This is a genomic window from Edaphosphingomonas fennica (assembly GCF_003034225.1).
In the GTDB taxonomy this organism is placed as follows: Bacteria; Pseudomonadota; Alphaproteobacteria; order Sphingomonadales; family Sphingomonadaceae; genus Sphingomonas_E; species Sphingomonas_E fennica.
In genome coordinates, this window is record NZ_PHHF01000081.1 from 13,646 (window position 1) to 34,905 (window position 21,260).

Annotated in this window: 22 protein-coding genes; 7 read left to right on the top strand and 15 right to left on the bottom strand. The window is 68.5% G+C overall.

Annotated elements, in window-relative coordinates; translation table 11 throughout:
• Positions 1-9: 9 nt before the first annotated feature.
• The 6 genes from xth to CV103_RS20390 form a co-directional block, all read right to left on the bottom strand.
• Positions 10-786 (bottom strand): exodeoxyribonuclease III, encoded by a 777-nt coding sequence (gene xth / locus CV103_RS20365; protein ID WP_015457978.1) that lies wholly within the window; start codon positions 784-786, stop codon positions 10-12.
• A 40-nt stretch (positions 787-826) separates the two neighbouring features.
• Positions 827-1,162 carry an iron-sulfur cluster insertion protein ErpA gene (gene erpA, locus CV103_RS20370; RefSeq protein ID WP_015457979.1) on the bottom strand — a complete coding sequence of 112 codons (336 nt, stop codon included), beginning with the start codon at positions 1,160-1,162 and terminating at the stop codon, positions 827-829.
• A 75-nt stretch (positions 1,163-1,237) separates the two neighbouring features.
• Entirely contained in the window at positions 1,238-2,380 is a 1,143-nt protein-coding gene (locus CV103_RS20375; protein ID WP_015457980.1) for a M23 family metallopeptidase, read from the bottom strand.
• 71 nt (positions 2,381-2,451) lie between these two features.
• Positions 2,452-3,312 carry a ferritin-like domain-containing protein gene (locus tag CV103_RS20380; RefSeq protein WP_107396011.1) on the bottom strand — a complete coding sequence of 287 codons (861 nt, stop codon included), beginning with the start codon at positions 3,310-3,312 and terminating at the stop codon, positions 2,452-2,454.
• A complete protein-coding gene (locus tag CV103_RS20385) occupies positions 3,309-3,773 on the bottom strand; it encodes a peroxiredoxin (protein ID WP_070934526.1) in 465 nt (154 codons plus the stop codon). The genes CV103_RS20380 and CV103_RS20385 overlap by 4 nt, the downstream gene beginning before the upstream one ends.
• A gap of 33 nt (positions 3,774-3,806) precedes the next feature.
• Complete coding sequence (locus tag CV103_RS20390; RefSeq protein WP_107396045.1) at positions 3,807-6,482, bottom strand: bifunctional [glutamine synthetase] adenylyltransferase/[glutamine synthetase]-adenylyl-L-tyrosine phosphorylase; 2,676 nt, start codon at positions 6,480-6,482, stop codon at positions 3,807-3,809.
• Positions 6,483-6,565: 83 nt separating this feature from the next.
• On the opposite strand from CV103_RS20390, the gene CV103_RS22570 reads away from it, so the two are divergent.
• Complete coding sequence (locus CV103_RS22570) at positions 6,566-6,757, top strand: hypothetical protein (protein ID WP_170112688.1); 192 nt, start codon at positions 6,566-6,568, stop codon at positions 6,755-6,757.
• 45 nt (positions 6,758-6,802) lie between these two features.
• Here CV103_RS22570 and CV103_RS20395 read toward each other — a convergent pair whose 3' ends face one another.
• The 3 genes from CV103_RS20395 to CV103_RS20400 all read right to left on the bottom strand — a co-directional run bounded on the left by CV103_RS20395 (position 6,803) and on the right by CV103_RS20400 (position 8,525).
• The gene (locus CV103_RS20395) at positions 6,803-7,435 is read right to left on the bottom strand and encodes a sigma-70 family RNA polymerase sigma factor (RefSeq protein WP_015457984.1); all 633 of its coding nucleotides are present in this window, start codon (positions 7,433-7,435) and stop codon (positions 6,803-6,805) included.
• A gap of 54 nt (positions 7,436-7,489) precedes the next feature.
• Positions 7,490-7,627, bottom strand: coding sequence for a hypothetical protein (locus CV103_RS22575; protein WP_015457985.1), 138 nt, complete (start codon positions 7,625-7,627; stop codon positions 7,490-7,492).
• 100 nt (positions 7,628-7,727) lie between these two features.
• The gene (locus CV103_RS20400; protein ID WP_107396012.1) at positions 7,728-8,525 is read right to left on the bottom strand and encodes a response regulator; all 798 of its coding nucleotides are present in this window, start codon (positions 8,523-8,525) and stop codon (positions 7,728-7,730) included.
• 285 nt (positions 8,526-8,810) lie between these two features.
• Here CV103_RS20400 and CV103_RS23270 point away from each other — a divergent pair, with 285 nt between their 5' ends.
• From CV103_RS23270 to lldD, 4 genes are all read left to right on the top strand, one after another.
• Entirely contained in the window at positions 8,811-8,990 is a 180-nt protein-coding gene (locus CV103_RS23270; protein WP_041864825.1) for a NepR family anti-sigma factor, read from the top strand.
• A gap of 68 nt (positions 8,991-9,058) precedes the next feature.
• Positions 9,059-10,612, top strand: a complete 1,554-nt coding sequence (locus CV103_RS20405; protein WP_107396013.1) for a sensor histidine kinase — start codon at positions 9,059-9,061, stop codon at positions 10,610-10,612.
• 51 nt (positions 10,613-10,663) lie between these two features.
• Positions 10,664-11,302: a protein-L-isoaspartate(D-aspartate) O-methyltransferase gene (locus tag CV103_RS20410; RefSeq protein ID WP_170112689.1), complete on the top strand. Its 639-nt coding sequence runs from the start codon at positions 10,664-10,666 to the stop codon at positions 11,300-11,302.
• Positions 11,303-11,374: 72 nt separating this feature from the next.
• A complete protein-coding gene (gene lldD, locus CV103_RS20415) occupies positions 11,375-12,514 on the top strand; it encodes an FMN-dependent L-lactate dehydrogenase LldD (RefSeq protein WP_070934528.1) in 1,140 nt (379 codons plus the stop codon).
• A 30-nt stretch (positions 12,515-12,544) separates the two neighbouring features.
• Here the strand turns inward: lldD and CV103_RS20420 are convergent, their stop codons facing one another.
• Entirely contained in the window at positions 12,545-13,003 is a 459-nt protein-coding gene (locus tag CV103_RS20420) for a MaoC family dehydratase (protein WP_107396046.1), read from the bottom strand.
• An 83-nt stretch (positions 13,004-13,086) separates the two neighbouring features.
• Positions 13,087-14,994 carry an acetyl/propionyl/methylcrotonyl-CoA carboxylase subunit alpha gene (locus tag CV103_RS20425; protein WP_107396015.1) on the bottom strand — a complete coding sequence of 636 codons (1,908 nt, stop codon included), beginning with the start codon at positions 14,992-14,994 and terminating at the stop codon, positions 13,087-13,089.
• 71 nt (positions 14,995-15,065) lie between these two features.
• Here CV103_RS20425 and CV103_RS20430 point away from each other — a divergent pair, with 71 nt between their 5' ends.
• Complete coding sequence (locus CV103_RS20430) at positions 15,066-15,395, top strand: GIY-YIG nuclease family protein (protein ID WP_107396016.1); 330 nt, start codon at positions 15,066-15,068, stop codon at positions 15,393-15,395.
• Between the two features lie 44 nt (positions 15,396-15,439).
• On the opposite strand, the gene CV103_RS20435 is transcribed toward CV103_RS20430, so the two are convergent.
• Together CV103_RS20435 and CV103_RS20440 are read right to left on the bottom strand one after the other, a co-directional pair.
• Complete coding sequence (locus CV103_RS20435; protein WP_107396017.1) at positions 15,440-17,041, bottom strand: carboxyl transferase domain-containing protein; 1,602 nt, start codon at positions 17,039-17,041, stop codon at positions 15,440-15,442.
• Positions 17,042-17,174: 133 nt separating this feature from the next.
• On the bottom strand, positions 17,175-18,290 hold the full coding sequence (locus CV103_RS20440; RefSeq protein ID WP_245896989.1) for an acyl-CoA dehydrogenase family protein: 1,116 nt from the start codon (positions 18,288-18,290) through the stop codon (positions 17,175-17,177).
• A 126-nt stretch (positions 18,291-18,416) separates the two neighbouring features.
• Here CV103_RS20440 and CV103_RS20445 point away from each other — a divergent pair, with 126 nt between their 5' ends.
• Complete coding sequence (locus CV103_RS20445; protein ID WP_107396019.1) at positions 18,417-19,280, top strand: LysR family transcriptional regulator; 864 nt, start codon at positions 18,417-18,419, stop codon at positions 19,278-19,280.
• Between the two features lie 27 nt (positions 19,281-19,307).
• Here the strand turns inward: CV103_RS20445 and CV103_RS20450 are convergent, their stop codons facing one another.
• Together CV103_RS20450 and CV103_RS20455 are read right to left on the bottom strand one after the other, a co-directional pair.
• Complete coding sequence (locus tag CV103_RS20450) at positions 19,308-19,949, bottom strand: DedA family protein (protein WP_107396020.1); 642 nt, start codon at positions 19,947-19,949, stop codon at positions 19,308-19,310.
• On the bottom strand, positions 19,942-21,243 hold the full coding sequence (locus tag CV103_RS20455) for a glycosyltransferase family 4 protein (protein ID WP_107396021.1): 1,302 nt from the start codon (positions 21,241-21,243) through the stop codon (positions 19,942-19,944). The genes CV103_RS20450 and CV103_RS20455 overlap by 8 nt, the downstream gene beginning before the upstream one ends.
• Between the last annotated feature and the right edge of the window lie 17 nt (positions 21,244-21,260).

The following is a 21,260-nucleotide window of genomic DNA, read 5'->3' on the forward strand; positions in this document are numbered from 1 at the left end:
GCCGCCGCCTCAACGCAGCACCACCCAGGTGGGCGCGTGATCGCTGGCTTTCTCCCGCCCGCGATATTCCTTGTCCACGCCGGCATCGGCCAGCCGATCGGCGGCGACCGGGCTGAGCAGGAGGTGATCGATGCGGAAGCCAGCGTCACGCGGCCAGGCGCCGGCCTGATAATCCCAGAAGGTATAGACCTGGCCGGTGGGCTGGATGGCACGGATCGCATCCGTCCAGCCCTGCGCCAGGATCGCGCGCAACGCCGACCGGCTTTCCGGCTGGGCGAGCGCGTCGCTCGCCATCGCCGTCGCCGAGAAGACGTCGTCCTTCAGGTCGGTCGGGATGACATTATAGTCGCCGGCCAGCACCACCGGGCGCTCGCTGGCGAACAGCCCGGCCGCGTGGCGGCGAAGCTGCTCCATCCAGGCCAGCTTGTAATCGAACTTCGGGCCGGGAACGGGATTGCCGTTGGGCAGGTAGATGGAGGCGACGACGACGCCGTCCACCTCCGCCTCCAGATAGCGGCTGTGCGAGGGATCGGGATCGTCGGGCAGGCCGCGCTGGCGCTCGACCGGATCGGCGCCGCGCGCGAGGATGGCGACGCCGTTGAACCCCTTCTGCCCGTGCCAGATCGCGCCATAGCCGGCGGCGCGGATATCCGCCTCGGGAAAGGTCTCGTCCGACGTCTTGAGTTCCTGCAGGCAGGCGATATCGGGCCGGGTTTCCTCCAGCCATTCGAGGAGGCGCGGCAGACGCGCCTTGATGCCGTTGATGTTGAACGTCGCGATCTTCATGCGCGCGACCTTAGAGGAGCCGGCCGCCGCTGGAAACGGATCAGATCGAAAAGCTGGTGCCGCAGCCGCAGCCCGAGGCCGCGTTGGGATTGGTGACCTGGAAAGCCGCGCCGCCCAGCGATTCGACATAATCGACCGCGCTGCCGGCCAGCAGATCGAGGCTGATCGGATCGACCACCAGGGTGGCGCCGTCGCGTTCCGCCACCATGTCGTCCTCCGCAACCGTATCGGCGAGGCCGAAGCGATATTGGAAGCCGGCGCAGCCGCCGCCGTCCACGGCCAGGCGGAGGATGGCGGGCTTGCCCTGACGCGCGGCGATCGCGGCAACGCGGGCGGCGGCGGCGGGCGTCATGTCAACGGCGGGATTCTCGCTCATGGGAAGCAGATAGGAACGAAAAGGACCGCCGGCAACTCCTGCCGACGGCCCTCCTCCTCTCCCATTTTCGGGATCTCAGCTTTCCGGGCCACCCAGCGCGACCTGCTTGTTCGCGCGCGTCTGCACGGCGAGCAGATAATCGGTGGACTGGAGGAAGGGGATCGGGTTCACGGCGCGGCCGTCGAGCCGCACCTCATAATGCAGGTGACTGCCGGTGGAACGGCCGGTGGAGCCCATCTTGGCGATCAGATCGCCGCGCTTCACCGCCTGGCCCGGCTGCACGAGGATCTTCGAAAGGTGGCCATAGCGGGTCTGGATACCCTTGCCATGGTTCAGCTCGACCAGATTGCCGTAGCCGCTGGCCCATTGGGCGCGGCTCACCATGCCATCGGCGGTGGCGTAGACCGGCGTGCCGATCGGGCCGGCGAGGTCGATACCGGCGTGCATCGCGGCGCTGCCGCGGAAGGGATCGGAGCGGACGCCGAAGCCGCTGGTGAAGGAGATATTCTTGTCCGCGAGCGGACGGGCGGACGGGACCGAGATCACCTCCCGCTCCAGCTGGTCCATCTTCTTCCACGAAAGGAAGAGCTGGCGGAACTGGGGATCGGCGCTTTCGGCGACGCTCGCCTTGGTCACCGGTTCATAGGGGCCGCCCATGCCGAGCTGGGCATTGCGCTGGAAGCGGCGGGCATCGACGCCGAGCTTGCGGAGCGCCGCCGTGGCGTTGCGATAGCGGCCCTCGGCGAGCGCCTGGGCCTTATCGGCCAGCGTTTCCTGCTGCATCGCGACCTTGGCATAAGGCGCGGTCAGCGGGCTGAGCGGCGCATCGGGGAGATCGCCGGGCACCATCGACGCCAGCGTCTTCGCATCGGCCGTGCCCTCGACGAGCGCCGACAGGAAGGCCTGGCGCTGTTCGATGCGGGCGGCCTGCGCCATCGCATCGCGCTTCATCGCGGCATATTCGGCCTGCATCCGCGCGACCTTGCGCTCCATCGCCGCGACCTGGACGGCGGGCGTGGCGGTGAAGGCGTGGATGGTGGCGACGGCGGCCCAGCCGACGAGCGCCACGGCCGCGGCAAGGATCGCAAGCTGGCGACGGGTGCAGAGCCGGATGCGCCGGAGGTTCGATCCGTCGTGAAGGAAGAGATCGCGCGGGCGCAGCGCCCCCCGGAACCTTCCTATCAGACCCGCGTTCAGCGGATGCACGGCAAACGACATTCAAATCCCCCGGTGTGGGTTTGAACTCTCCGGAGGTACGACCCGAGGAGCTGGTTACTGAGAGAGCAAAGTTACTGGTGCTCCAACGCCGGGCGCTCATCCCGCGATGGTGATGGCGCTTTGTGGAAAACCGAATCCCGTTCGGCAAGGGCGGCGTAGAAATCCCGGGTTAAGCCGGCTGACTCACGCGCCGAGTCGTTGAACGGAGGTTTCAACGCGCCGCGAAAATATGTGTCGACCAGCTTCCGCCATTGCGCGGGAGGGTCGAATCGTTGCGCCCGGCAGCAGGATTCGAACCAGCGCACGCCCGTGGCCACATGGCCGATCTCGTCATCGAAAATGCGGCGGAGGACGCGGGCGGAGGCGGCGTCGCCAGAGGCAGCGAAGCGATCGATCATCGCCGGCGTGACATCGAGCCCGCGCGCTTCCAGCACCATCGGCACCACCGCGAGCCGGGCCAGCGGATCGCCCGCCGTCGCCTCCGCCGCTTCCCAAAGGCCGTCATGGGCGGGCAGATCGCCATAGGCCGCGCCGAGCGCATGGAGACGCCGGGCGACGATGGCGAAGTGCATCGCCTCCTCCGCCAGAACCCGCATCCAATCATCCACGAAAGCGCGGGGGAAAGCCGCGCCGAAGCGGCCGATTATGTCGGCGGCGAGATCGATCGCGCCATGTTCGATATGGGCGAGCGCGTGCAGCATGGCGATGCGGGCGCGCAGGCTGCCCGCACGGCCGCGCTTGGGCATGCGCGAAGGCGGCAGCAGTTCCGGCCGGTCGCCCCGCGCCGGACGATCGGGCATGGCGACCGGGAAGGCGTGAGCGAGCCGGCCCAGCCGCCAGTCGCGCGCGGCGGCGCGGGCCGCCTTCACCTTGGCGCGCGGATCGGCCGTCAACAGGACCAGCCGGACGGCTTCGGCGACCGTCGCGGTCATGCCGGCGCCTGAACCGCCTTCAGCACCTCCGCCGCATGCCCCGGCACCTTCACCTTGCGCCAGACGCGGACGATCCGGCCGTCGGCGCCGATCAGGAAGGTCGCGCGCTCGATCCCCATATATTTGCGGCCATACATGGATTTTTCCACCCAGGTGCCGAACGCCGCGCAGACGCTGTCGTCCGCGTCGGTCGCCAGATCGACCTTGAGATCATATTTGGCGATGAACTTCTGGTGCCTGGCGGCCGAATCCTTGGAAACGCCGACCACGGCCGCGCCGGCCGCGGCGAATTCCGCCGCCAGATCGGTGAAGGACTGGGCCTCCGCGGTGCAGCCGCTGGTATCATCCTTGGGGTAGAAATAGAGCACCAGCGGCCGCCCCTGGAAATCGGCGAGCGTGCGGGTGCTGCCATCCGCCATCTGCAAGGTCACGTCCGGCGCCTTGTCGCCCTGATCCAGCATAATCCCGTTCCTTTCGATTGAACGCCGCGCGCGTCACGCGCCGGCCGAAACCCTGGCCCATTCGTCCCGCACGACCGCGCGCGCGGCATCATAGGCGATCACGAGCGCATCCCAATTGGGCTGGCCGCAGGCTTCCGCCACCAGCGGGCGGGACACCGGCAAGGGCTCCCCCCCGCGCGGCGAAACCAGCCTGAAGGTGACGAGCATGCGGGCCAGCAGGGCATGGGCGACGGCCAGATCGGGCGAGAGGAGCCCATCGTCCACCAGCATGCGGATCGCCTCACCCAGGCGCGGGTCGAAGCCGGTGCGGTGGCGGAGCTGCTGGACATGGACGGCGAATTCGCAATCGACCAGCCCGCCTTCGATGAGCTTCACGTCGAAAGGCCCCGATGGCGGCTTGTGACGCGCCATTTCGCCCCGCATCTTGACCGCGTCGGCGATAAGCTGGCCCGCGTCGCGCGGCACGCCCAGCGTATCGGCGATGATCCCGGCAATGGCGGCGCGCACGTCGGGCCGGCCATAGACGGGGCGGGCGCGGGTGAGCGCCATATGCTCCCACGTCCAGGCGCTGTCGCGCTGATATTGGGCGAAGCTATCGACCGAGACCGCCAGCAGCCCCTGCGCGCCGGACGGCCGCAGCCGGGTATCCACCTCGTAAAGCGGGCCGGATGCGGTGGGCACGCTGAGCGCCGCCGTCACCCGCTGGGCCAGCCGGTTATAATATTGGGTGGCGCCGAGCGGCTTTGCGCCGTCGGATTCGGCGATGTGATCGCCATCGAAAAGATAGATCAGATCGAGATCGGACGCATGGGTGAGCGCCGCCCCGCCCAGCCGGCCAAGGGCAAGGATGGCAAGGCCGCCACCGGGCACGCAGCCGTGCGCGGCCTCGAACTCCGCCACCGTCGCATCGACCAGCGCGACCAGCGCGGCTTCCGCGACCCGCGCATAGCCGTGGCTGACATCCAGCGGGTCGCTGGCCCGTTCGATCAGCTGCACGCCGAGCGCGAACCGCTTTTCGCCGACGCGCTGGCGCGCGCGATCGAGCAGCATCTGATAATCGTCGCCGGGCTCCGCCTGCCCGATTTCGCGGACGAGATCGGCAACCGATGCCGGCGGATCGAAGGCGCTGGCATCGATCAGGCCATCCAGCAATGTCGGCCGCCGGCCGAGCGCCTCGGCCAGGGTGGGCGCGTGGACCAGCACGTCGGCCACCATCTTCGCCAGCGCCGGGCGCGCTTCCAGCAGGCGGAAGAGGTTGATCGCGCTGGGCAGGCGGGAAACGATATCGTCGAAGCGGTTGAGCGCGACATTGGGATCGGGCGCCTGGCCTAACGCCCGGACCAGCCCCGGCAGCACCGCTTCCAGCGCCTCGCGCGCGGCGGGCGAACGCAGCGGACGCGGCCCGCCCGATCGCCAGGATTCGATGCGCGCGCGGGCGGCGGGTGCATCGGGGAAGCCGGCGGCGGAAAGCGCCGCCTCGATCAGATCGGCATCGTGCGACAGCCCCTCCGGGCGACCTTCGTCCAGCGAATCATAGATGCGGCCCACCGCCTCGACATGCGGGCGGAGCAGTGCGAGCAGCGCGCCACCATCCTCCACGCCGTGGAGGCGCGCCACATTGTCCAGCGCCTCGGGCTGGCGCGGCAGGCTGTGGGTCTGCTGGTCCTCCACCATCTGCAGGCGATGCTCGATCGTGCGTTCCAGCCGATAGGCATCGGCCAGCACCGCCGCCTCGCCCCCGTCGATCCGGCCGGCCGCCGCCAGCGCCGCCAGCGCATCGAGCGTGGCCGGCGCGCGCAGCGCCGGTTCCCGCCCGCCATGGATGAGCTGGTGGATCTGCGCGAAGAATTCGATCTCGCGGATGCCGCCGCGCCCGCGCTTCAGATCGAAGCCGGGGCCGAAGCTCTGCCCCTGCGAATGATGATCGCGAATGCGGCGGGAAAGCGCGCGAATCTCCCGAAGCGCGCCATAATCGAGCGCGCGACGCCACACGAACGGGCGGATGGCCGCGAGAAATTCCTCGCCCAGCGCCTTATCCCCGGCGGCGGCGCGGGCGCGGATGAAGGCGGCGCGTTCCCAGGGCAGCGCGCTCGATTCATAATAGGATATCGCCGCCTCCACCGGCAGCACGATCGGCGTGGCTTCGGGCGACGGGCGCAGCCGCAGATCGACGCGGAAGACGTAGCCGGCATCATCGCGCGCCTGGAGCAGCTCGACCACGCGCTTGCCGATCCGCACGGCCGCCTCGATCGGCTCGTCCCGTTCCCGCCGGGGCAGGGTTTGCGGGTCGAAGATCAGGATCGGATCGATGTCGGAGGAATAATTGAGTTCCCGGCTGCCATGCTTGCCCAGCCCCAGCACGGCGAAGCCCCGGGGCTCCTCGCCGGGCGTGCGCTCGGCGATCGCCGCCGCGATCGCGCGGTCGAGCGCATGGTCCGCGAAATCGGAAAGCGTGCCGACGACCTCCTCGAACGGCATCAGCCCCGCGAGATCGGCAAGCCCCACCGCCAGCGCCAGCGCCTGCCGCTGGCGCCGGAGCGCGCGGCCGACATCCTCCTCCCCTTCCCCCGCCTGCCGGGCGGCGGCGAGCGCGCCTGCCACGTCGCCGGCGGCGATCAGGACGGCGATGCCGGGCCATCGTTCGGCCGCGCGGCGCAGGAAGGGCGCATGGGCGAAGGCGCGATCGATCGCCACGGACGGAGCGGACATCATGCCAGCCTGCATAAGCCGCGCGGCCGAACGATCAAGTTTTGAGAGACAGCGGCAAACGAGCCGCAACCGAGGGCCGCACGATGCGTTCTATCGTCATGGATCTTTCACGCGACACAAAGGATGGAACGGGACCAATGCATCAGGCCGTGGTGGAATTGACTGCGCCGCCACGGGCCGGCCAAGGGGTAGGCGACGCGCTGCGCCAGGCCTATCGCCCTGAAATGGCGGAGATTCCCGCCGAGTGGCGGCAGCTTATCCGGCAATTGGATTGAGGAGGCGGATGGCGCGGCCTGGCCGGGCGGCGCCTGCGGGCGGGCTCAGCGCCCGCGACTGAGATCGTCGACCTCGTCCATGATCGACTGCAGCGCGGTCTGGTTGGGATGGCCTTCATAACTGCGCCGCGACGGAAGCTTCCCCTCGTTCAGCAGATGTTCGAGCGCGACGCGCCCGCGCGCCACCCGGCTCTTGATGGTGCCGACCGCGCATCCGCAGATTTCCGCCGCTTCCTCATAAGCGAAGCCGCCGGCGCCGACGAGGATCAGCGCCTCGCGCTGCGGCTGCGGCAGGTGGAGCAGCGCACGCTGCATGTCGCCCAGCTCGACATGGCGATCCTGGCTGGCGGGCGCGGCCAGCACGCGGGCGGCCGTCAACTCGTCCCACTCGCCCTTGAAGCGCGCGCGCCGCATCTGGGAGAGGAAGAGGTTGCGCAGGATGATGAAGGTCCAAGCGCGCATGTTGGTGCCGGCCTGGAAGCGCTGGCGCGCCGCCCAAGCCTTCATCAGCGTTTCCTGGACGAGATCGTCCGCCAGATCGCGATTGCCCGAAAGCGAACGGCCGAAGGCGCGCAGATGGGGGATGACGCTGGCGAGCTCGGTCTTGAACGCCTCGTCCGAAAGCGGCGCCGGCGGGGGAGCCCCGTCCTCGCCCGTCGGGCGGTCTTCATCTGTCATTCGGGATTCCCGTTGAAATAGGGGCGCGGCACGGCGGCGCGCGAAAAGGGGCGCTCAGCCGAAGATGCCGAGGGTGAAGGCAAAGGCGATGACGACCAGAAGCAGCGAAATGGCCAGCACATAACGCACCACGTGCGGCGTGACGCCGGCCCGCGCCTCGGTTTTCGAAAGATGGACCCGATCCTCTGCCATTTTCTTCTCTCACAGGCTGTTGTCCGTTGGATTCCAACGCGGGGCCTGTGGGCGGGTTCCATTCGGTTCGGAAAGACAACGGTTCGCGACCGCGCTCGTCTCAGGCCGGCACCGTGCTTTCGTCGAAGAACAGGGCCTGCGCGATCGCCGCCTTCACGGTGGATCGCTGGAAGGGCTTGGTGATGAGGAAGGTGGGTTCCGGGCGCTCGCCGGTGAGCAGCCGTTCGGGGAAGGCGGTGATGAAGATCACCGGCACGGAGAAGCGCGCCAGGATATCCTTGACCGCGTCGATGCCGGAGCTGTCGTCGGCGAGCTGGATGTCCGCCAGCACCAGGCCGGGGCGGTGCGCCAGCGCCTGGGCGACGGCCTCGTCCCGCGTCACCGCCACGCCCGTCACGTCATGGCCGAGATCGCGGACGATGGTTTCCAGATCCATGGCGATGATCGGTTCGTCCTCGATGATCAGCACCTCGGCCTGGGTCTGGCGCTCGATCTCCTCCAGCGCCTCCGAAACGAGCCGGTTCACGTCCTCCGGCGTGACGCCGATCAGATAGGCGACATCCTCGCTGGTGAAGCCTTCCATCGCCGTCAGCAGCAGCGCCTGCCGCGACAGCGGCGTGATCCGCGACAGCCGCGCCCGCGCGATCCCTTCGCGATCGCCCTCGGGCGGGGCGACTTCCGGCTCGTCATTGTCGTTGGTGGAGGACCAGATGCGCTGGAACATGCCGTAAAGCCCCAGCCGCGCATCGACATCGCGCGGGAAATCGCCCGGAGCCGCGACGATGGCCTCGAGGCACGCCCGGACATAGGCATCGCCGTGCTGCTGGCTTCCCGTCAACGCCCGCGCATAGCGGCGAAGGAAAGGAAGATGTGGCGCGAGTTCCTGGCCGAGTGACATGCGTTCCCCTTTGGGTCTATCTGCGCGACGCCGCACTTTCGGCGCCCGTTGTGCGACCGGCCCGCGGAGGATGCAAGCGCGGGCCGCCGCCCTTCCCCTCCGCGATTTTGCCGATCACCATCAACAACCGGAACAATCGGCGGAGTTTTTTGTTTCCATCGCCAAGTCGGCATTTTATTCCGGTCACGCAGAGCGGCCCCATGGGGGATGGCAGCGCGGCCCGGACGCCAATGACGAACGGCCGTCGCGGGCCGCTTGGCGCATTCGGATCGGGGACGAAACAGTTTGGCGGCGAACGGAAAAAAGGAGAGACCGGTCGAATCCGACCAGACAGGTCAGGCACCGGCGAAACCGCGTCGAGGCAATGATTCCCATATAGGCCAGGCTCTCCGGTCGGTATGGGACGAAGCGCTGAGCGAACAGGTGCCGGGCGACATGCTGGATCTGCTGGGCAAGCTCAACTGACTGGACCCCTTCCCGATCGTGCCTAGCCGAACTACCCTTTCCCCTTTCCCTTCACGAGGTTCGACGCCGTGATCGGCAACCGCTTCGCGCGGCTGTCGACGGGTTTCAAGATGCTGCTGATCTTGTCGATGGCCTTGCTGCCGCTCGGCCTGATCGCGCTGCTCGCCTCCCTCGAATCCGCCAACAGCAACCGTTTCGCGCGGGAGGCCGCCATCCGGGTGATGGCCGCCGACAGCACCCGCCGCCTCGATTCCGCGACCGCCGCCATCGCGCGCGACATGTCCGCCATGGCCGTGCAGATCGGCGACGCGGCGCCGCCGCCCGCCGCCTGCCGCCGATCGCTCGACACGCTGGCCGCCAGCCAGCCGGCGGGCGTCCGCTTCGGCCTGTTCGACCTGGCCGGCAGGCGCATCTGCGCGACCACCGGCTTCGCCAGCGCCAGCATCACCCCGCCCGCCCCCGGCATCGGCGCCGAGGCGCTCCTGGCCCAGGGCATAAACGCGATGCGCATCACCATCGCCCAGAATCACTGGCTGATGGCCGCCGAGGTGCCGCGCGAGACGCTGGCCAGGATCGCGGCGCCCGCCGCCAGCGCCAATGCCATCACCCTGCTGCTGTGGCAGGGCGATGCCAGCCTCAACCTCGCCAGCCAGGGCAATCTCGGCGCGCTGGACCAGACGCTGAAGGTCGCCTCCCCCGTGGCGGGCGGGCAGCTTGCCCTCGAACTCCGGGCCAATGTCGCGCCGATGCGGGCCATCGAGCTGCTGATGGTGCTGCTGCCCGTGCTGATGTGGATCGCGGCGGGGCTGATCGGCTGGCTGGTGATGGACCGGCTGGTGCTGCGCCCGCTGGCCCGCCTGCAGCAGGCGGTGAGCAATTATTCGAGCGCGGAAGGCCCGCTGCGCGCGCCCGCCATGACGACGCCCTCGCAGGAGATACGCAGCCTCGCCCAGGCCTTTTCCGATGCCACCGCCCGCCAGTTGCAGCATGAGGCGGATCTGGCGGAGGGTCTGGCGCGCCAGACCCGCCTCACCCGCGAGGTGCACCATCGGGTGAAGAACAACCTCCAGGTCGTCTCCAGCCTCATCAACCTCCACGCGCGCGGCGCGCGCGGCGAGGAAGCGAGCGACGCCTATGCATCGATCCAGCGCCGGGTGGATGCGCTGGCGGTGGTGCATCGCCATCATTATGCGGAGCTGGAGGAAAATCGCGGCGTCGACCTGCGCGCCCTCGTCGGCGAGCTTGCATCGAACCTGCGCGGCACCGCGACGGGCGAGGCGGCAACGATGCCGGTCCGGCTGGAGATCATGCCGGCGGCGGCATCGCAGGACGTGGCCGTGCCGGTATCCTTCCTGATCACCGAGGTGGCCGAAATGGCGATGAGCTGCGATCCGGCGGGCGGCCTCGTCATCCGCCTCGGCCCGACGGATCGGCCCGATCGCGCGCTGGTGGAGCTGATAGCCCCCGGACTTGCCAACGAAAAATGCCGCAAGCATCCGGCGATCAGCCGGTTCGAGCGCGTCACCGAAGGGCTGGCCCGCCAGTTGCGCGCGCCATTGCGGCGCGGAACGGACGGGCGGCTGGCGATCGAAATTCCGATCGTCGCGGATCGCCGCGACTGAACGCAACTTGTCCCGCCCGGCTGCGTTGCGCTGGGACGGGAGAGCCATAACATGAACGACACATCAGGCCCGCGAAGGGCCATGGTGGACAACCAGATCATTGCCAGGGGGATCAGCGATCCGCGTGTAATCGATGCGATGCTGCAGGTGCCGCGCGAACTTTTCGTGCCGGAGGCGGCGCGCGCGCTGGCCTATAGCGATCAGCCGCTGGCGATCGGCGAGGGGCAGACCATCTCCCAGCCCTATATCGTCGCGCTGATGATCGAGGCGGCGGCGATCGGCCCGGAGGACCATGTGCTCGAGATCGGCGCCGGATCGGGCTATGCCGCCGCCGTGATGGGGCGCATCGCCCGCACCGTCCATGCGGTGGAACGGCTTCCCGCTTTGGCCCGGGCGGCGGGCGAACGCATGCGGGCGCTGGGCATCGACAATGTGACGATCATCGCCGCCGACGGCACGCGCGGATGGCGGGCGCACGCGCCCTATGACGCGATTCTGGTGCCGGCCGCCGCCGCCGCCCTGCCCCCCGAGCTGCCGGACCAGCTTGCGCCGCGCGGGCGGCTGGTGCTGCCGCTTGGGCCGGCCAGCCAGCAGCGGCTGATCCGGCTGACGCGCCGGGAGGATGGCGGGCTGGCGGAAGCCGACCTCGGCGACGTGCGGTTCGTGCCGCTGATCGCCGCCGACGGCTGAATCCGCCCGGTCATCGCGGCTTGCCTGCCCGAACGCCGCTTCCTAATCTGGCGCATCACCGGGAGATCATGGATGAAGGCGGCATCGGCGCTCGATTATCGGGCCATCGCCAGGGCGCGGCTGCCGCGCTTCCTGTTCGAATATATCGATGGCGGAAGCTATGCCGAGGTGACGCTGCACCGGAATATCGCCGATCTCGAGGCGATAGCCTTGCGCCAGCGGGTGATGAACGACGTTTCCGGTATCGATCTGCGGACCGAGATGTTCGGCCGGCAGATCGCCATGCCGGTGATGCTGGGGCCGGTGGGGCTTTCCGGCATGTATGCCCGGCGCGGCGAAACCCAGGCCGCGCGCGCGGCGGCGAAGGCCGATATCCCCTTCACCCTTTCCACCGTGTCGGTCTGCTCGATCGGCGAGGTCGCCAGGGCAGCCCCCGCGCCGATCTGGTTCCAGCTCTACATGATCCGCGATCGCGGCTTCATGCGCGATCTCCTGCAGCAGGCGCGCGAGGCGGAATGCCCCGTGCTGGTGTTCACGCTGGACATGCCCGTCGCGGGCACCCGGTATCGCGATTACCGGTCGGGCCTTGCCGGCAATTCCGGCTGGCTGTCGGCGGCGCGCCGTTATGCCCAGGCGGCGATGCGGCCGCGCTGGGCGTGGGACGTCGGGCTGCTGGGCAGGCCGCACCAGCTCGGCAACGTCGCGCCGGTGCTTGGCCGCAAATCGGGGATCGACGATTTCTTCGGCTGGGTCGGCAGCAATTTCGACCCGCGCGTCACCTGGGCGGACCTGGATTTCGTGCGGGAGAATTGGGACGGCCCCCTGGTGCTGAAGGGAATATTGGACCCGGAGGACGCCCGCGCCGCCGCGGCCGCGGGCGCGGACGGCATCGTCGTTTCCAACCATGGCGGGCGCCAGCTCGATGGCGTGCTTTCCACCGCGCGCGCCCTGCCGCCGATCGCCGATGCCGTGGGCGACAGGCTGACCGTGCTGGCCGATGGCGGCGTGCGTTCCGGGCTGGACGTGGTCCGCATGCTGGCCCTGGGGGCCAAGGGCGTGATGCTGGGCCGCGCCTGGGCCTATGCGCTGGGCGGCGGCGGACAGGCCGGCGTCGCCCACATGCTGCAACTGATCGAGGCGGAGATGCGCGTGGCGATGGCGCTGACCGGCGTCACCAGCATCGGCGCGATCGATCGCGGCATTCTGGCCTGAGCCGGCGGCGGCCGGCCGCCGCGCCATCGTTCAGGCCGCGACGGGCTTCCGCTTCACCAGTGCCATGCGCAGGCAGCGGCAGACGACCTCGTCCCGCTGGTTCCACAGCTCGTGGCGGAAGGTGATGATGCCGGCATCGGGGCGGGACCGGGAATCCTTCAGCTCCGCCACCTCGGTTTCGGCGCGCATCGTATCGCCGATGAACACGGGCTTGGGCATGGCGAGCTTGTCGTAGCCGAGATTCGCGATCAGCGTGCCGAGCGTCGTTTCCGCGACCGAAAGCCCCACCATCAGCGCGAAGGTGAAGGTGCCGTTGACGATGATCTGGCCGAACTCGCTGGCCTTGGCCGCTTCCACATCGATGTGCATCGGCTGCGGATTGTGCGTCATGGTGGAGAAAAGGAGATTGTCCGTCTCCGTCACCGTGCGGCGGATATCGTGGACGATACGATCGCCCACCTTCCATTCTTCATACCAACGACCTGCCACAATCATCCCCTATATTGTTCTTGCGCGTCGATTCCGGCCGGATCATGCCGGCAACTTCCGTCAAACAGGTTAAAGCGGGCGGATCATTCCGCCTTCGCATCCTTTTCGACGCGGGCGAGCGTGATGCCTTCGGCCACCTGCGCGCCGGCAACCGCCTTCAGATCGGCGACGATGCCGTCGAACGGGGCGATCAGCGCCTGTTCCATCTTCATCGCTTCCAGCACCAGCAGCTTCTGCCCCTTGGCGACGGCCTGCCCTTCCGCGACGTCGACCGAGACGATCCGGCCCGGCATGGGCGAAAGGATCGCGCCGTCCGATGCCCCGCCGCCGCCCGTGCCATCGAAGCGGGCGAGGCGGAAGCCGTAGGTCTGCCCGCCTTCCACCAGCACCAGATCGTCGCCGACGCGCTGGCTGGCGCCGCCGACCTCGCCCCCCTGCCAGACGTCGATCACCCGGGTCTCGCCGCCGCAGGACAGGGCGATGGCCGAACGGCGCGGCTGGTTGAGCCGGAAGCCCTCGATCGCGGTCCACGGCGCCGTCCCGTCCAGGAGGGCACCGAGCCCGTCCTCATAATCCCCGATCAGGCCGAGCGCCGCCAGCTTCCACCCGCCCGCATCGGGCACCGGGGACGGCAGCAGCGCATCCTGATGATCGGCGATGAAGGCAGTGGTGACATCCCCGACCAGGAAGGCGGGATGGCGCAGCGCCCGGAACAGGAAGCCCGCGTTCGACGCGACGGGCCATAGCCGCGTCCATTCCACGCCATCGGCCAGCCGTCCGATCGCCGCCGTGCGATCGGGCGCGTGGGCTATCAGCTTGGCGATCATCGGATCGTAGAAGGAGGAGATCCCGTCCCCTTCCGCCACGCCCGTTTCGACGCGGATGGGGGCGCCGGGCAGGTCCAGCAGCTCCAGCACGCCCACCGAGGGCAGGAAGCCCCTGATCGGATCTTCGGCATAGAGCCGGACCTCGACCGCATGGCCGTTGATCGCCAGATCCTCCTGCCGCATCGGCAGCGGCTCCCCGGAAGCGACGCGGAGCTGCCATTCGACCAGATCGACGCCGGTAATCTCCTCCGTCACCGGATGTTCGACCTGCAGCCGCGTGTTCATCTCCATGAACCAGATGCGATCGGCGCGCAGGCCCGCCGAGGCATCGGCGATGAACTCGATCGTGCCGGCGCCGACATAATCCACCGCCTTCGCCGCGCGGACGGCGGCGGCGCAGATCGCCTCGCGGGTTTCCGCGTCCATGCCCGGCGCGGGCGCCTCCTCGATCACCTTCTGGTGCCGGCGCTGGAGCGAGCAATCGCGCTCGAACAGGTGGACGACATTGCCCTGGCGATCGCCGAACACCTGCACCTCGATATGGCGGGGCGACAGGATATATTTTTCGATCAGCACGCGATCGTCGCCGAAGGAGGCCGCCGCCTCCCGCCGGCAGGACAGCAGCGCATCGGCGAAATCGGCGGCGGCGTCCACGCGCCGCATGCCCTTGCCGCCGCCGCCGGCCACCGCCTTGATCAGCACCGGATAGCCGATGCCATCCGCTTCCGCCTGGAGGCGCGCGTCGGACTGGTCGTCGCCCAGATAGCCGGGCGTGGTCGGCACGCCGGCATCCTGCATCAGTTTCTTGGCGGCATCCTTCAGCCCCATGGCGGTGATGCTGGCGGGATCGGGGCCGACCCAGATCAGCCCCGCGTCGATCACCGCCTGCGCGAAGCCGGCATTTTCCGAAAGGAAGCCGTAGCCGGGATGGATCGCCTCCGCGCCGCTGGCCCTGGCGGCGGCGATGATGCGATCCCCCACCAGATAGGATTCGCGCGCCGGCGACGGGCCGATATGCACGGCCTCGTCAGCATGGCGGACGTGCAGCGCATCCGCATCGGCATCCGAATAGACGGCGACGGTGCGGATGCCGAGCCGGCGCGCGGTGCGGATGATCCGGCAGGCGATCTCGCCCCGATTGGCGATGAGGAGGGAGGTCAGCACAAACCCACCCCGTCATGCTGAACTTGTTTCAGCATCCATCTCTCCAGTTGTTTCATGCTATCCAGGGCAGAATGAGCCGCCAGCCCTGCGTCTACATCCTTGCCAGCGACCGGTACGGAACACTCTACATCGGCGTGACGTCGAACCTGCCTGTGCGGCTGCATCAGCATCGCACCGGCACGATACCGGGCTTCACCTCTCGCTACGGCGTGCATCGGCTGGTCCGGCTTGAGATGTTCGAGGATATGCAATCCGCCATAGCGCGCGAAAAGCAGCTCAAACGCTGGCATCGCGAATGGAAGATCAACCTGATCGAATCCGATAATCCCAATTGGATCGATCTGGCGATTGGCTTGGGATTTGAACCGGCAGGACGGCATATGCCGCACGATGGACCCTGAAACGAGTTCAGGGTGACGATTCAAGTTTGGCATCGTCCCGGCCATCACATCCGGAACACGCCGAACGCCGGGCGTTCGGGGATCGGGGCGTTGAGGGTGGCGGCGAAGGCGAGGCCCAGCACGTCGCGGGTCTGGGCGGGGTCGATCACGCCGTCGTCCCACAGCCGCGCCGTCGCGTGGTAGGGATTGCCTTCGTCCTCGTAACGCTGGCGGATCGGCGCCTTGAAGGCCTCGGCCTGCTCCGGCGTCCAGCTATCGGCATCGCGGTGGACGGTGGCGAGGACGCTGGCCGCCTGCTCGCCGCCCATCACGCTGATCCGGCTGTTGGGCCAGGTGAACAGGAAGCGCGGGGAATAGGCCCGGCCGCACATGCCGTAATTGCCCGCGCCGAAGCTGCCGCCGATCAGCACGGTGATCTTGGGCACGGTGGCCGTCGCCACCGCCGTCACCAGCTTGGCGCCGTCCTTGGCGATGCCGCCGGCTTCATATTTGCCGCCGACCATGAAGCCCGAGATGTTCTGGAGGAACAGCAGGGGCACGCGGCGCTGGCAGGCAAGCTCGATGAAATGGGCGCCCTTCATCGCGCTTTCCGAGAACAGGACGCCGTTATTGGCGAGGATCGCCACCGGCATGCCCCAGATCCGCGCGAAGCCGCAGACCAGCGTGGTGCCGTAGAGCGCCTTGAATTCGTGGAATTCCGATCCGTCGACGATGCGGGCGATCACCTCGTGCACGTCATAGGGCGCGCGCACGTCCGGCGGGATGATGCCGTAAAGCTCGTCCGCCGCGAACCTGGGCGGACGCGGATCGGCGATGTCCACGTCGATCGCGGGCACGGTGTTGAGCGTCGAGACGATATCGCGGACGATGGTGAGCGCGTGCTCGTCATTCTCGGCGACATGATCGACCACGCCGGATTTGCGGCCATGCGTCTCCGCCCCGCCCAGTTCCTCGGCGGAGATGATCTCCCCGGTGGCGGCCTTCACCAGCGGCGGGCCGGCGAGGAAGATGGTGCCCTGGTTGCGGACGATGATCGTCTCGTCCGACATCGCCGGCACGTAGGCGCCGCCGGCGGTGCAGCTTCCCATCACGCAGGCGATCTGGGGGATGCCCTTGGCGGACATCTGCGCCTGATTGAAGAAGATGCGGCCGAAATGATCGCGATCGGGGAAGACATCCGCCTGGTGCGGCAGGTTGGCGCCGCCCGAATCCACCAGATAGACGCAGGGCAGCCGGTTCTGCTCGGCAATCTCCTGCGCGCGCAGATGCTTCTTCACCGTCATCGGGAAATAGGCGCCGCCCTTCACCGTCGCGTCATTGGCGACGATCATCACCTGCCGGCCGGAAACCCGGCCGATGCCGGCGATCACGCCAGCGCCGGGCGCCTCGCCCTTATACATGTCGCAGGCGGCGAGCTGGCCGATCTCCAGAAAGGGGGAATCGGGATCGAGCAGCCGTTCCACCCGATCGCGCGGCAGCAGCTTGCCCCGCGCCACATGGCGCTGGCGCGAGGCTTCCGGCCCGCCCAGCGCGGCGGCGGCGACGCGCCCTCCCAGTTCCTCCACCAGCGCGCGGTTGTGCGCGGCATTGGCACGGAAGGCTTCGGAAGCCGTATCGACGGCGGAGGTGAGGACGGGCGCGGTCATGCCGCCACCCCGTCATGCTGAACTTGTTTCAGCATCCGTTCGCGCTCCCTTGCCATTGCCGATGTTGCGTCGATGGACCCTGAAACAAGTTCAGGGTGACGGGGGGAATTTGTCAGGCGACAGGGAAGGATCGTCATCCCCCGATCAGCTCCCGGCCGATCAGCATGCGGCGGATCTCGTTGGTGCCGGCACCGATATCGAGCAGCTTGGCGTCGCGCATGAAGCGTTCGACCGGCCAGTCCCTCGTATAGCCGGCGCCGCCCAGCGCCTGCACCGCCTCCAGCGCGACCTTCACCGCATTTTCCGAGGCCAGCAGGATGGCGCCCGCCGCATCGAACCGCGTCGTCTTGCCGGCATCGCAGGCGCGCGCCACGGCATAGACATAGGCGCGGGCCGAATTGAGCGCGACATACATGTCCGCCACCTTGGCCTGCATCAGCTGGAAGGCGCCGATCGGCTGGCCGAACTGGCGGCGGTCGCGCACATAGGGCAGCACCACATCGAGGCAGGCCTGCATGATGCCGAGCTGGATGCCGGCCAGCACGGTGCGTTCGTAATCGAGGCCGGACATCAGCACGCCGACGCCGCCGCCGACCGGCCCCATCACATTTTCCTCCGGCACCTCGCAATCGTCGAACACCAGCTCCGCCGTGGGGCTGCCGCGCATGCCGACCTTGTCGATCTTCTGCCCGATCGAGAAGCCGGGCATGCCCTTTTCGATGAGGAAGGTGGTGATGCCGCGCGATCCCTCGCCCGTCCGGGCATAGACGACGAGCGTGTCGGCATAGGGGGCGTTGGTGATCCAGAACTTCGTGCCGTTCAGCACGTAGCGATCGCCCTTCCTTTCCGCCTTCAGCTTCATCGACACGACATCGGAACCGGCGCCCGCCTCCGACATGGCGAGCGAGCCGACATGTTCGCCGGAGATGAGCTTGGGCAGGAACCGCGCCTTCTGATCGGGCGTCGCCCAGCGGCGGATCTGATTGACGCAGAGGTTGGAGTGCGCGCCGTAGCTGAGGCCGATCGAGGCCGAGGCGCGGGCCACCTCCTCCTGCGCCACGACATGCTCCAGGTAGCCGAGGCCGAGGCCACCGTCGGCTTCCTCCACCGTGATGCCGTGCAGGCCCAGCGCGCCCATTTCGGGCCAGAGATCGCGGGGAAACCAGTCCTCCGCGTCGATCCTCACCGCCAGCGGCGCGATGCGATCGGCGGCGAAACGCGCGGTCGTCTCGCGGATGGCATCGGCCATCTCGCCCAGCGCGAAATCCAGATTCTCGGCCAAGGCCCTCTCCTCCTCGATATCGCCGGTGCATCTACAGGCCATCGAACCTGCGACAAAATTGAAATCGCGCGGGCCATATCATAGACGGTATCTATGATAGACCGATATCTGCTGCGCTATTTCCTCGCCGTGATCGATCATGGCAATTTCAGCCGCGCCGCCGAACAATGCAATGTTTCCCAGCCGACGCTTTCGGTGGGCATCGCCAAGCTGGAACGCATGCTGGGGCGCCCCTTGTTCCACCGCACCAACCGGCGGGTGGAACTGACGCCGGCGGGCGCGCATTTCGCCGTCCATGCCCGGCGGATCGAGGCGGAGTTCAACCTGGCCGAGGCGGCCGTGGCCGGCCAGCGCGGGCGGCGGACGGTGCGGCTCGGTGTGCTGGCGACGATATCGACGGCGCTGGTCGCGCAATTCGCCAGCGTGCCCGGCGATGCCGACGAGCAGGTGGAACTGGTCGAGGGGCGCGAGCGCGATCTGCTCGACAGGCTGGCGCGGGGCCGCATCGACGCGGCGTTGACGATCCTGCGGCCGGACAATGACCGCTATGCCCGCGAGGCGCTGTGGCAGGAAGGCTATGGCCTCGCGCTGCCAGCCTCGCATCGGCTGGCGGGGGAGGAGATGATCGCCGCCGAGGCGCTGGCCGATAACGTCATGATCGTGCGCCGCCATTGCGAAGTGCTGGCCGAGACCAGCCACCATTTCACCACGCGCGGCGTGCGCCCCTTCTTCGCGGCGCGGACCACCAACGACGATCGCGCGCTGGCGCTGGTCGCGGCGGGCATGGGGGTGACGGTGATGCCGGATCGCCATGCCGCGCCCGGCGTGGTGCGCGTGCCGCTGGCGGGGTTCGATCATGTCCGCCGCATCGGCCTGCTGTTCGCCACCCATGCCGATCCGGCCGATCTGGGGCGGACCGTGACGCTGGCCGCGGTGCGGCGCGCGGCGGCGGCGTGATCCCCCGGTCGCCGGGCCCGCCCGCGATCAGCAGCGCCGCGCGCGGCCGGCGCGGCGGCGGCCCAGCATGATCCGGCTGACCAGCCACCCGCCCACCAGCGGCAGGACGATCAGCGCGACGCCCAGGCCTATCAGCATTTCCATGCTGATCAGTCCGAGCGATCCCAGGCTGCCGGCCCAATAGCCGGGCGCCAGCAGCGCCGGCACCCACACGACGGCCGAGGTGATGTTGGCGACCTGGAAGGCGCGGCCGTCCATCTGCATCACGCCCGCCACCAGCGGCACCGTGGCCCGCACCGGCCCGAGGAAACGGCCGAGGAAGACCGAGACGAAGCCGTAGCGGCGGAAGAACAGCCGCGCCCGCGCGACGGCGGTGCGATGGCCCTTCAACGGCCAGCGATGATAGACGCGCGGGCCGATCCGCCGGCCCAGCGCATAGGATATCCAGTCCCCCGCCACCGATCCGAGGATCGCCCAGAACAGCACCGGCGCCGGATCGAGCACGCCGCTGCCGATCAGCCCGCCCACCGCGATCATCAGCGCGATCGCCGGCACGAACATGCCGATCAGCACCAGCGATTCGGCGAAGGCGAACAGGCCGATCACCGGCCCCGCGATCGCCGCATTTTCCGAAATCAGCGCGATCAGGCGGGCAAGGGCTTCATCCATCGGCGGTCGCGACCTCAAGCCTGGCGGAACGGCCGCCGCGCATCATCGCCGCGGCCCTGCCGGCGCCGCGCGGGTGCGGCACGCACTGTTCATACACATGGACGACGGACGAAAGTATGTCATCCCAATGATACCCGTCGGCTGCATTGGCGGCGGCATGGCCCAGCGCCTCGCGCAGCAGCGGACGGCGGACCAGATCGGTCATCGCATCGGCGAAGGCCCCGGCATCCCCCTGGGGCACGAGCAGGCCGGTGCGGCCATGCGCGATCAGGGCGGATGCGCTGGGCACATCGGCCGATATCACCGCGAGGCCGGACGCCATCGCTTCCAGATTGACGTTGCCGAAGGCTTCGGTGACGCTGGGGTTGACGAGGATATCGGCGCTGGCAACCGCCCGGCCCAGCGCCGCCCCTTCGAGATGCCCGAGGAAATTGGCGTTGGGCAGCCTTTCCGCCAGCCAGGCCCGCCCCGGCCCGTTGCCGACGATCATCGGGCGGACGGCGTGGCCCCGCGCCCGGACGGCGGCGATGCTCTCCGCAAAGATATCGAGCCCCTTTTCCCGCACCAGCCGGCCGAAGAAGAGCGGCACGACATCGCCCGCCTCATAGCCGAGGCGGGTGCGGAAGGCTTCGTCGCGCAGGCCGGGATGGAAACGGCCGCGATCGACGCCGCGCCCCCAGATCGCGACCTTTTCGTTCCCGCACACCTCGCGGAGCATGGCGGCGATCGGCTCGGTCGGCGCGAGGACGCGATCGCAATCGCGGTAGAAGCGATCGAGATAGCGTTCCACCGGCCCGCGCAGGAAGCGGAGGCCGTAATAATCGAGATAGGTCTCGAACCGGGTGTGGAGGCTCGCCACCACGGGGATGCCGAGCGCGCGGGCATGCTTCTGCGCCTGGCGGCCCAGCAGGTCGGGCGCGGAAAGATGGACGATATCGGGCGCGAAAGCCGCCAGATCGCGCCGGATGGCGCGCGGCAGGCCGAGCGCGACCCGATATTCCGGCCGCCCCGGAATGCCGATCGACCTGACCGGGACCACCTTCCCCACCGACTTGAAGGCCGGCGTCGGCGCGGTGGGGGAATAGATGCGGACCTCCGCCCCCGCCCGATCGAGCAGAAAGGCGACCAGCCGGTTCAGCGCCTGGTTGGCGCCATCGCGCACGCAATCATAATTGCCCGAAAACAGCGCAACCCGAAGCCGGCGCCGCGAGGGGGCGGCAGGCGCCTCATTGTCCTGGAAGCCGGGGAGGATGGACGTTGCGGGGAGATGACGGGAAGGGGAAAGCGATACCATATCTGGTTTACGGCTTG